Source organism: Aeromonas sp. QDB30, from assembly GCF_027707645.1.
Lineage (GTDB): Bacteria > Pseudomonadota > Gammaproteobacteria > Enterobacterales > Aeromonadaceae > Aeromonas > Aeromonas caviae.
Genome location: NZ_JAPCIY010000098.1, coordinates 1 through 11,148 on the forward strand (window position 1 = coordinate 1; position 11,148 = coordinate 11,148).

The 11,148-nt window shown below is 62.3% G+C and carries 8 protein-coding genes and 1 pseudogene; 7 read left to right on the forward strand and 2 right to left on the reverse strand.

The window, feature by feature from the left end; genetic code table 11:
• The first annotated feature begins 229 nt into the window (after positions 1 to 229).
• From rpoH to hutH, 7 genes are all read left to right on the forward strand, one after another.
• Positions 230 to 1,084: an RNA polymerase sigma factor RpoH gene (gene rpoH, locus PG896_RS19205; RefSeq protein ID WP_029313526.1), complete on the forward strand. Its 855-nt coding sequence runs from the start codon at positions 230 to 232 to the stop codon at positions 1,082 to 1,084.
• Between the two features lie 127 nt (positions 1,085 to 1,211).
• Entirely contained in the window at positions 1,212 to 1,871 is a 660-nt protein-coding gene (can, locus tag PG896_RS19210; protein WP_010672606.1) for a carbonate dehydratase, read from the forward strand.
• 10 nt (positions 1,872 to 1,881) lie between these two features.
• Entirely contained in the window at positions 1,882 to 2,586 is a 705-nt protein-coding gene (gene hutC / locus PG896_RS19215; RefSeq protein WP_041212197.1) for a histidine utilization repressor, read from the forward strand.
• A 374-nt stretch (positions 2,587 to 2,960) separates the two neighbouring features.
• A complete protein-coding gene (gene hutI, locus PG896_RS19220) occupies positions 2,961 to 4,196 on the forward strand; it encodes an imidazolonepropionase (protein WP_010672608.1) in 1,236 nt (411 codons plus the stop codon).
• Positions 4,189 to 5,127 (forward strand): formimidoylglutamase, encoded by a 939-nt coding sequence (gene hutG / locus PG896_RS19225; RefSeq protein WP_270836093.1) that lies wholly within the window; start codon positions 4,189 to 4,191, stop codon positions 5,125 to 5,127. The genes hutI and hutG overlap by 8 nt, the downstream gene beginning before the upstream one ends.
• A gap of 45 nt (positions 5,128 to 5,172) precedes the next feature.
• Entirely contained in the window at positions 5,173 to 6,876 is a 1,704-nt protein-coding gene (hutU, locus tag PG896_RS19230) for a urocanate hydratase (RefSeq protein ID WP_113978380.1), read from the forward strand.
• Between the two features lies 1 nt (position 6,877).
• Positions 6,878 to 8,410 carry a histidine ammonia-lyase gene (hutH, locus tag PG896_RS19235; protein ID WP_010672611.1) on the forward strand — a complete coding sequence of 511 codons (1,533 nt, stop codon included), beginning with the start codon at positions 6,878 to 6,880 and terminating at the stop codon, positions 8,408 to 8,410.
• Between the two features lie 412 nt (positions 8,411 to 8,822).
• Here hutH and PG896_RS19240 read toward each other — a convergent pair whose 3' ends face one another.
• Together PG896_RS19240 and PG896_RS19245 are read right to left on the reverse strand one after the other, a co-directional pair.
• Entirely contained in the window at positions 8,823 to 9,920 is a 1,098-nt protein-coding gene (locus PG896_RS19240) for a calcium:proton antiporter (protein ID WP_010672612.1), read from the reverse strand.
• A 151-nt stretch (positions 9,921 to 10,071) separates the two neighbouring features.
• Positions 10,072 to 11,055, reverse strand: a pseudogene (locus PG896_RS19245) (EAL domain-containing protein); the annotation flags it as partial.
• Positions 11,056 to 11,148: the final 93 nt, after the last annotated feature.

Sequence of the window (11,148 nt, forward strand, 5' to 3'; positions counted from 1 at the left end):
TGGATTTAGGGACTCAGAATACTTTTTTCTGAAAATCAAGGCGGCCTTCCCCGGAAAGCCGCGATGAACCTTTTTTTTGACTGTTCATTTATGATTCATGCCGTCAGCCTAAGATGGGCCGGGTTCATGCTGGGGTGATGTATGATGCAGCACGCAGAATGATACCTGGTCGGTAGACACGTCTTCTCAGGGTGTTAGACTGATTCGATTGAAAAGTAAGAGGTAGAACATGGGAACTTCATTGCAACGCACTATGGCTCTGATTCCGCAAGGTAGTCTGGAAGGCTATATCCAGGCCGTCAACTCGATCCCTGTGCTGAGCGCAGAGGAAGAGCGCGAACTGGCGATGCGTCTGCAGCAGGATGGCGATCTCGAAGCTGCACGCCAGCTCGTTATGTCGCACCTGCGTTTTGTCGTTCACGTGGCCAAGAGCTACTCCGGCTATGGCCTGCCTCAGGCCGATCTGGTGCAGGAAGGCAACATCGGCCTGATGAAAGCCGTCAAACGCTTCGACCCGAGCGTGGGCGTGCGTCTGGTCTCCTTCGCCGTGCACTGGATCAAGGCCGAAATCCACGAATATGTGTTGCGCAACTGGCGCATGGTCAAGGTGGCGACCACCAAGGCCCAGCGCAAGCTCTTCTTCAACCTGCGCAAGTCCAAGAAGCGTCTGGGCTGGCTGAACCACGAAGAGGTGCAGGCCGTGGCTGCCGACCTCGGGGTATCCGCTGCCGACGTCACCGAGATGGAAGCGCGCATGAGCAATTACGATCAGGCCTTCGACCTGGTCGGTGACGATGAAGACGAGGGTGGCTTCGCGCCGGTGCACTATCTGGAAGACAAATCTTCCGATCTCGCGGCGAACATCGAGAACGACAACTGGGACAGCCATGCCACCCGTCGCCTGAGTGCGGCCATGGCGACCCTGGACGAGCGCAGCCAGCACATCATCCGTGCCCGCTGGCTCGATGACGAGAGCAAGACCACCCTGCAGGAGCTGGCCGATACTTACGGCGTCTCCGCCGAGCGGGTGCGCCAGCTTGAGAAAAACGCGCTCAAGAAGCTGAAAGATGCCATGGATGCCTGACGGCCTCCTCCGGTAAGAAGCAGGGCCTGATGGCCCTGTTTTTGTTTTGCGGGGATCTGGTCGGCCTTGCCTTGGTTACCCTTGTGTATGGTATGTTGCCGCCACTGCCACAGTAGGGAGAGCAGAAGTGAAACTGTTGAACGACTTGTTTACCAACAACCGCGAGTGGGCGGAACGGATCAAGGCCGAGGATCCCAATTTCTTCGCTACCCTGTCCGCCCAGCAGGCACCCGAGTACCTCTGGATCGGCTGTTCCGACAGCCGGGTTCCAGCCAACCAGCTGATGGGGCTTTTGCCGGGGGACGTCTTTGTCCACCGCAACGTCGCCAACCTGGTGGTGCACACCGACTTCAACTGCCTCTCGGTGCTGCAATACGCGGTGGAGGTGCTCAAGGTGAAGCACATCATCGTCTGCGGCCACTATGGCTGCGGTGGCGTCAAGGCTGCGATGCAGAACCAGGAGCTGGGTCTCATCGACAACTGGCTGCGCAACATCAAGGACGTCTACTTCAAATACGGCGAACAGCTCGAAGCCATCGAGGATGAGCACGAGCGCTTCGACTACCTGTGCGAGCTGAACGTGGCCGAGCAGGTCGCCAACGTCTGTCACACCACCATCATCCAGAATGCCTGGCGCAAGGGGCAGGAGCTGGCGGTGCACGGCTGGATCTACGGCATCAAGGATGGCCTGCTGCACGATCTCGATCTCTGCATCAGCGGCCCTGACCAGATCCCGGATGTCTATCGCGCCTGGCCGGACATGCGTCCGCCCCATCGTCGCCGCTGAGGACCAGCCGGTGGCTCCTGCGCTCTACCTTCAGATAAAGCAGCACATCCTGGACGGGATCCGCGAACGCCACTATCAGGCGGGCGACCGGATCCCGACCGAGGCCGCCCTGTGCGAGCAGTTTGCCGTGAGCCGCATGACGGTGAACAAGGCGCTGCGTGAACTGGTGGCCGAAGGCTGGCTGGTGCGCACCGCCGGATCCGGCAGCTTTGTGGCCGACAGGCGCACCGAGTCGCCGCTCCTGGCGATTCGCAACATCGCCGACGAGATCGCCGAGCGGGGCAGCGAGTACAGCGCGCGGGTGATCCGGCTGCAACGTCAGGCCGCCGACGAGAAAGTGGCGGTGCGTCTGGGCCTGCGGGTCGGGGCGCCCACCTTTCACAGCCTCATCGTCCATCAGGCCGATGGGGAGCCGCTGCAACTGGAGGAGCGCTTCGTCGATGCCGAGCGACTGCCCGGCTATGGCGAGCAGGATTTCACCCAGCAGACGCCAAACAGCTATCTGATGGAGATCTGCCCTCTCTCCGAGATGGAGCACGTGGTAGAAGCCGTGTTGCCGAGTGCTGGTGAAGCCGGACTGCTGCAAGTGAGGGTCGACACCCCCTGCCTGCTGCTGCACCGGCGCACCTGGTCAGACGGCTGTCTGGTCTCCTATGCCAGATTGTTGTCGCCGGGTTCCCGCTACAAGCTGAGCTCCAAGACGCGTCTCGCATAATTGTATATACAAATTAAGCATTTAAAAGCCCACCTCTCGGTGCAATGCTGTTCACTTAAGAGAATTTGAGTTCCAGTCCACGTAGTATCAGGACAAAAAATCGAGGGAGGCATGATGCCTCCCTCTTTCTATTGCAAGCCCCGCTGGATAAAGGCTGGAGGAAGATCGACTGGACACAGCCTTGCCCCCTCAACTCAAATCCAATTTATGAATAATCAGTCAAAAAAGTGCTTATCTGAACAGCATTGCACCTCTCGGTGGGCTTTTTTGTGCTTACACTCTAATAAAACCGCTGTTATCAAGATGTGAACTTTATCCTTCCTTTCTTTTCAGAGATCGGCTATAAATTATTGTATATACATTTAGAGGTCGGTATGAACAAGGAACTGTTGAACTGCGAGCGGGTCTGGCTCAACGTGACACCCGCCACCCTGCGCCCCGATCTGGCGGACTACGGCCTGCTGGAGCCCCATGCCCTTGGCGTGCGGGATGGCAAGATCCACGCTCTGGTCCCCATGCAGGATCTCAAGGGCCCCTATGCCGCCTCCTGGCAGGACATGAAGGGGAAGCTGGTCACCCCCGGTCTTATCGATTGCCACACCCACCTCATCTTCGCCGGCAGTCGCGCCGAAGAGTTCGAGCTGCGCCAGAAGGGAGTCCCCTATGCGGAGATCGCCCGCAAGGGGGGTGGCATCATCAGCACGGTGCGCGCCACCCGGGCAGCCAGCGAGGAGCGGCTCTATGAGCTGGCGTTGCCGCGGATCAAGTCCCTGATCCGGGAAGGGGTCACCACAGTCGAAATCAAGTCCGGCTACGGCCTCACCCTGGAAGACGAGCTCAAGATGTTGCGGGTGGCCCGTCGTCTGGGAGAGACGCAGCCCATCCGGGTCAAGACCACGCTGCTGGCGGCCCATGCGGTGCCGCCGGAGTATCGCGACGATCCCGACTCCTGGGTCGAGACCATCTGCCAGGAGATCATCCCGGCGGCGGCCGAGGCAGGTCTCGCGGATGCGGTGGATGTCTTCTGCGAGCACATCGGCTTCTCCCTTGCCCAGACCGAGCAGGTCTATCTGGCGGCGGATCAGTACAACCTCGCGGTGAAAGGGCACATGGATCAGCTCTCCAACCTGGGGGGCAGCACGCTCGCCGCCCACTTCGGCGCCCTCTCGGTGGATCATCTGGAATATCTGGATCAGGACGGGATCCAGGCGCTGGCCCACCGTGGCGTGGTCGCCACCCTGCTGCCCACCGCTTTCTATTTCCTCAAGGAGACCAAGTTGCCCCCGATCGCTGCCTTGCGCAAGGCGGGGGTACCCATGGCTGTCTCTTCCGACATCAACCCGGGCACGGCCCCCATCGTCTCCTTGCGCATGGCCATGAACATGGCTTGCACCCTGTTTGGCCTGACCCCGGTGGAGGCCATGGCCGGGGTGACCCGCCACGCCGCCAGGGCGCTCGGCGAGCAGGAACGGCTGGGGCAGCTCAAGGTCGGCATGCTGGCGGATTTCCTTGTCTGGAACTGCGGCCATCCGGCCGAGCTCAGCTACCTCATCGGCGTCGATCAGCTGGTGAGCCGTGTGGTCAACGGGGAGGAAACCCTTCATGGATAAGTTCAACGGGATCGACATGTCGGTCTGGCAGGGGCGTCAGGATCCCGAAGACGGCGAGCTGGCCCTGCGCTGGCACGATAGGGTGCAACCCTGGCAGGGGAATCGCGAACCCGGCGTGGTGCTGCTCGGCTTTGCCTGTGACGAAGGGGTGCGCCGCAACAAGGGGCGGGTCGGCGCCGCCGGTGCACCGCTGGCGGTGCGCAAGCTGCTGGCCAACACGGCCTGGCATCTGGGCGCCTCCGTCTATGACGGCGGGGATCTGGCCTGTGAGGACGGCGATCTCGATGCCGCCCACGGGCGCTTGGCCGAACGGGTCGCGAGTGCGCTGGATCAGGGGCACTTCCCCCTGGTGCTGGGAGGCGGCCACGAGGTGGCGTTTGGTAGCTGGAGCGGCCTGAACCGTCATCTTGGTGGCGAAGGGCGGGTCGGGATCATCAATTTCGACGCCCACTTCGATCTGCGCATGAAACAGGAGCAGGCGAGCTCGGGCACCCCCTTCTTCCAGATTGCCGAGCAGTGCGCCGCCCAGGGCACCCCCTTTCACTATGCCTGTCTCGGGGTGGCCGAAACCGCCAATACCGCGGCGCTCTTTGCCCGCGCCGAGGCGCTGGGAGTTTGGCACGTGCTGGACGAGGCGATGACGCAGACCGAGCTGCCAGCCTTGCTAGGCGGGCTGGATGCCTTCATCGCCCGTTGCGACCACCTCTATCTCACCATCGATCTCGACGTGCTGCCGGCGGCGGTGATGCCGGGAGTCAGCGCTCCCGCCGCTCGCGGCGTGGAGCTGGCGGTCATCGAGCCGCTCATCGCCCATATCCGGGCCAGCGGCAAGCTCAGGCTCGCCGATCTGGCCGAGTACAACCCGAACCTGGATCAGGACAACCGCAGTGCCCGCGTGGCTGCGCGCCTGGTTCACCAGTTGACCAAGTAGTGGCGCACCGCGCCGCCTGACTGCATCGCTAAACAAGGAGTGTCTATGTCTGTACAACACCAGGATCCCCGCCACGATCCGAGCCGCGTGATCCGTGCTCCCCACGGCACCCAGCTGACCGCCAAGAGCTGGCTCACCGAAGCGCCACTGCGGATGCTGATGAACAACCTGGATCCGGATGTTGCCGAGCATCCCCAGTCCCTGGTGGTGTACGGCGGCATCGGCCGCGCCGCTCGCAACTGGGCCTGCTATGACAAGATCGTCGAGGTGCTGACCCGGCTCGAGGACGATCAGACCCTGCTGGTGCAATCCGGCAAGCCGGTCGGGGTGTTCCAGACCCACAAGGATGCGCCGCGGGTGCTCATCGCCAACTCCAACCTGGTGCCCCACTGGGCCAACTGGGAGCACTTCAACGAGCTCGATAAAAAGGGTCTGATGATGTATGGCCAGATGACCGCCGGCTCCTGGATCTACATCGGCACCCAGGGGATAGTGCAGGGCACCTACGAGACCTTCTTCGCGGTGGCCAACCAGCACTTCAATGGCGAGCCCAAAGGGCGCTGGATCCTGACCGGCGGCCTGGGTGGCATGGGCGGCGCCCAGCCTCTGGCCGCCACCATGGCCGGTTTCTCCATGATCGCCGTGGAGTGCGACGAGACCCGTATCGATTTCCGTCTGCGTACCCGCTACGTCGACAAGAAGGCCCACAGCCTGGATGAGGCGCTGGCCATGGTCGAGGAGGCCAAACGCAGCGGTACCGCCGTCTCCGTCGGCCTGCTCGGCAACGCCGCCGACGTCTTCGCCGAGCTGGTGGCTCGCGGCATCACGCCGGACGTGGTGACCGACCAGACCTCCGCCCATGACCCGGTACACGGCTACCTGCCCCAGGGCTGGAGCGTGGCCCAATGGCGCGATCTGCAAAAGAGCGCACCGGATGAGGTCAACGTGGCGGCTCGCCGCTCCATGGCCCGTCAGGTCGAAGCCATGCTGACCCTGCAATCCCGCGGCGCCGCCACGCTCGATTACGGCAACAACATCCGCCAGATGGCGCTGGAAGAGGGGGTCAAGAATGCCTTCGACTTCCCGGGCTTCGTGCCGGCCTACATCCGCCCGCTGTTCTGCGAGGGCATTGGCCCGTTCCGCTGGGTGGCGCTCTCCGGCGACCCGGAAGACATCTACAAGACCGACCAGAAGGTAAAAGAGCTGATCCCGGACGATCCCCACCTGCACAACTGGCTCGACATGGCCCGCGAGCGCATCGCCTTCCAGGGCCTGCCGGCGCGGATCTGCTGGGTTGGCGTCAAGGATCGGGTGCGCCTGGGCCTGGCCTTCAATGAGATGGTGAAGAATGGCGAGTTGAAGGCTCCGGTCGTCATCGGCCGTGACCACCTTGACTCCGGCTCGGTGGCGAGCCCGAACCGCGAGACTGAATCCATGATGGATGGTTCCGACGCCGTTTCCGACTGGCCGCTGCTCAACGCCCTGCTCAACACCGCCGGCGGCGCGACCTGGGTTTCCCTGCACCACGGTGGCGGTGTGGGCATGGGCTTCTCCCAGCACTCCGGCGTGGTGATCGTCTGTGACGGCACCGACGATGCCGCCAAGCGGGTCGGCCGCGTGCTGCGCAACGACCCGGCCACCGGGGTGATGCGTCACGCCGACGCCGGCTACGAGATTGCCATCAACTGTGCCGTTGAGGCGAAACTGGATCTGCCGATGATCGACGCCACCGGCAAAGGGGTGAAATAAGATGTTCGAACTCAATCTGCAACCGGGCAAACTCTGCCTCGCCACCCTGCGCCGTGTCAGCCGTGAGCCGGTACACGTCAGCCTGGATCCGGCTGCCCTGGCGGGGATCCACGCCTCCGCCGCCGTGGTCACCAAGGTGATCGAGCAAAACCGGGTGGTCTACGGCATCAACACCGGCTTTGGCCTGCTGGCCAACACCCGCATTCCGGTGGAGCAGCTGGACGAGCTGCAACGCTCCATCGTGCTCTCTCATGCGGCAGGGATTGGCGAGTACATGGATGACGCCACCGTGCGGTTGATGATGGTGCTCAAGGTAAACTCGCTCGCCCGTGGCTTCTCCGGCATCCGGCTGACGGTGCTCGAGGCCCTGATGACCCTCATCAACGCCGAGGTCTACCCCGTGGTGCCGAAGAAGGGCTCCGTCGGCGCCTCCGGCGATCTGGCGCCCCTGGCCCACATGAGCTGCCTGCTGATCGGTGAAGGCAAGGCCCGTCACAAGGGCGAGTTGATCGACGCAGCCACGGCCCTCAAGATTGCCGGGCTAGAGCCCATTGCCCTGGCGCCGAAAGAGGGGCTGGCCCTGCTCAACGGCACCCAGGCGAGCACCGCCTTCGCGCTGGAAGGGCTGTTCCATGCCGAGGATCTCTACGCCGGTGCCATCACCATCGGTGCCATGAGCGTTGAGGCGGCGCTGGGCAGCCGCCGTCCGTTCGATGCCCGCATTCACGAGGTGCGCGGCCAGCGCGGCCAGATCGATGCGGCCGCCTGCTACCGCCACCTGCTGGTGGACGGCAGCGAGATCGGCATGTCCCACCACAACTGCGAGAAGGTGCAGGATCCTTACTCCCTGCGCTGTCAGCCCCAGGTGATGGGTGCCTGCCTGACCCAGATCCGTCAGGCGGCCGAGGTGCTGGTGTGCGAGGCCAACGCCGTCTCCGACAATCCGCTGGTGTTTGCCGAGGATGAGGAGATCATCTCCGGCGGCAACTTCCACGCAGAACCCGTGGCCTTTGCCGCCGACAACCTGGCCCTGGCCATCGCCGAGATCGGGTCGCTGTCCGAGCGGCGCATGGCGCTGCTCATCGACTCGCGCATGTCCGGCCTGCCGGCCTTCCTGGTGAACAACGGCGGGGTGAACTCCGGCTTCATGATCGCCCAGGTCACTTCGGCGGCCCTGGCCTCCGAGAACAAGACCCTGGCCCACCCGGCCTCGGTGGACAGCCTGCCCACCTCGGCCAACCAGGAAGACCACGTTTCCATGGCCACCTTCGCCGGTCGCCGGCTGGCGGACATGGCCGAGAACACCCGTGGCATCCTGGCGGTGGAACTGCTGGCAGCGGCCCAGGGGCTCGACTTCCGCGCTCCCCTGCGCTCCACCGAGCTCATCGAGCTGGCCAAGGGCCGTCTGCGGGAAGAGGTCAGCTTCTATGACAAGGACAGGTACTTTGCACCGGACATCGAGGCGGCCGCCGCCCTGCTGGGCCGTGCCAGCTACAACGACCTGATCCCGGCCGGGACCCTGCCCAGCCTCTGAATTGGAGCCTGAGCAACCATAAAAAAGACCGCCCATGGGGCGCAATGCTGTTCAGATAAGCACATTTTTGACTAATTATTCATAAATGCGACTTGAGTTGGGGGAGCAAGGCTGTTTCCAGTCGATGTTCCTTCAGCCTTTATCCAGCGTGGCTTGCAATAGAAAGAGGGAGGCATCATGCCTCCCTCATTTTTTAGCCCTGATACTACGTGGACTGGAACTCAAATTCTCTTAAGTGAACAGCATTGCGCCCATGGGGCGGTCTTTTCATTTTCGTCTCCCGCGCTCCGCGTCGGGGCCATCGGAAGCGCGCTGCGCAGAGTGGCAGCAGGCAGGTGGTGGCTGCCTTATCCGTGTTCAAACATCCGGAACAGATAAACCACGAACAGCACTGGGGTGAGTGCTGGCAGCCTTATCCGTGTTCAAACATCAGGAACAGGTAAACGACAAACAGCACAAGATGGGTGGCGCCGTGCAGGGCGTGGGTGCGGCCGCTGCTGAAGGTCACTTTACAGACCATGAGGGTGGTGATGAGCAGCACCATGTCGGCAGGGGAGAGGCCCAGGCGCACTTCCTGCCCCATCAGGGAGCCGATGAAAAGTACGGAGGGTACCGTGAGGGCGATGGTGGCCAGCACGGAGCCGAAGTAGAGATTCATGGCCCGCTGCAACTGGTTGTTGAAGGCCGCCTTGATGGCGCCGACCGCTTCGGGGGCCAGTACGATACAGGCGACGATGAAGCCACCCAGTGCCATCGGGGCTTCCATCACGTGCACCCCGTAGTTGATGGGGATGGCCAGGGTCTTGGCCAGCAGGATCACCACCACCAGGTAGGCGAGCAGCAAGAGGGTGTGATAGACGTTGCTCTGCAGCGGGCCGTGGTGATCCTCGAGATCCTCGTGATCGCTGTCGACGAAGAAGTGGCTGTGGCTGCGGGTCTGGATCAGCAGGAAGACACCATAGAGCAGGATGGAGATGATGATCAGCATCCATGACATGGCCTTGGAGAGGCTGCCCAGAGTGCCGCCCTGGGTGAAGTTCGGCAGGACCAGACAGAGCAGAGCCAGGGGAATGATGGCCACCAGATAGGATTTGACCCCGTCCAGATTGAAGTTCTGGGTGTGATAGCGCCAGCCGCCAAACAGCAGGGTGAAGCCCACCAGACCGTTGGTGACCAGCATCACCACCGCGAACATGGTGTCACGGGCCATGGTGGGATTGGGATCGCCGGTCAGCATGACGGAGGAGATCATCACCACTTCCAGGGAGATGACCGAGAGGGTCAGGATCAGGGTACCGAAGGGTTCCCCGAGCTTGATGGCGAGGGCGTCAGAGTGACGCACGACGGAGAAGATGGCCCAGGTCACGATGGCAAGCAGGGCCAGCGACACCGGCAGGTAGACCGCAAGGGGGGTTGTCTCTGCCAGCAGGTCGCTCCCCAGGGTTTTGAAGAAGAGCAGGGTCAGCAGACCGGCAGGCAGAGCAATCTCTTGTCGGATAAAAGACTTCATAGGCAGTGGTTCTCATCTCGGGGCGGCCTCGGCCGACGGGGTATGGAGCGACTTGGTGCACCCAGGGTGCACAGACCCATGATAAGGGGAGATGCTCCTCATGCGGAGCATCATTTTGTTGCAGAGGGTGAGAGGCGGGGCAGATACCGCCTCAGTGCGGGTCGGAGGGGCTGGTTGTCTCGCCCTCTTGCCATGCCATCAGCCAGATCTTCAGTTTGCTCAGGGGCATGGGCTTGGCATAGACGTAGCCCTGGATCAGGTGGACTCCGTGGCGATGCAGATAATCCACCTGCTCCTGGGTTTCGACCCCTTCGGCGATCATCTCCATGCCCGATTTGAGGCCGAAAGCGATGGTGGCATCCAGCACGCTGCGCTTGAGGTCGTCCGTGCCTATGGTATCCACGAACATCTTGTCGATCTTGATCTGGCGAATGCCGAGCCGTTGCAGGTAGGCAAAGCCGCCATAGCCGGTGCCGAAGTCATCCAGCTTGAAGTGATAGCCCCTCTCCTGCAGAGCTGCGATCTCCGCCATGGCCCCCTGGATGTGCTTGATGGGATCCCGCTCGGTGAGTTCGAAGGTGAGGCGGGCCGGCGAGGGCCAGCCATGGCGCTGCAACTGGGTGCGCAGACGAGGTTGCTCGATATGGCCCGCCACCAGATTGACGCTGACCCACTGGTGCGGGGCCAGGACGGGGAGATCCGCCAGGATGCGCTCCAGCAGTTGATCCGTCATCGGCAGGATCAGCCCCTGCTCCTCCGCATAGGCGATGAAGGTGCCTGGCGACACCAAATCCCGTCCTCGCTGCCAGCGCAGCAATGCCTCGAATCCCACCACCCTTCGGTTTCTGCTGTCCACTATGGGCTGATAGAAGGGGATGAACTCCCGCCGAGCCAGCCCTCTTTGCAGCAATCCTTTGAGGGATCGCCGGTAGTTTCTAAGGCCCCAGTAGAGGGCCGCCAGCAGCGCCCCCAGCACACCGGCCGACCAGAGGCCATCGCGGTGTATCTGTGAGCGGGCGTAGCGTTTCAGTGCCTCGCCAGCCCAGAGGGTCTGCTCCACCTGATGCTGGGGGTCGAAACTGAGCAGCCGCATCGGGTGTGGCTCTTCTCGAATGTGCTTGTTGCCACGGGGGAAAAAGAGCCCGGACTGTGTCGCAATGCTGTTCAGATAAGCACTTTTTTGACTGATTATTCATAAATTGGATTTGAGTTGAGGGGGCAAGGCTGT

Excerpts from the sequence above, each read along its gene's own strand:
- rpoH (WP_029313526.1), top strand. The coding sequence starts at position 230 with ATGGGAACTTCATTGCAACGCACTATGGCTCTGATTCCGCAAGGTAGT.
- hutI (WP_010672608.1), top strand. The coding sequence starts at position 2,961 with ATGAACAAGGAACTGTTGAACTGCGAGCGGGTCTGGCTCAACGTGACA.
- hutG (WP_270836093.1), top strand. The coding sequence starts at position 4,189 with ATGGATAAGTTCAACGGGATCGACATGTCGGTCTGGCAGGGGCGTCAG.
- hutU (WP_113978380.1), top strand. The coding sequence starts at position 5,173 with ATGTCTGTACAACACCAGGATCCCCGCCACGATCCGAGCCGCGTGATC.
- hutH (WP_010672611.1), top strand. The coding sequence starts at position 6,878 with ATGTTCGAACTCAATCTGCAACCGGGCAAACTCTGCCTCGCCACCCTG.
- PG896_RS19240 (WP_010672612.1), bottom strand. The coding sequence starts at position 9,920 with ATGAAGTCTTTTATCCGACAAGAGATTGCTCTGCCTGCCGGTCTGCTG.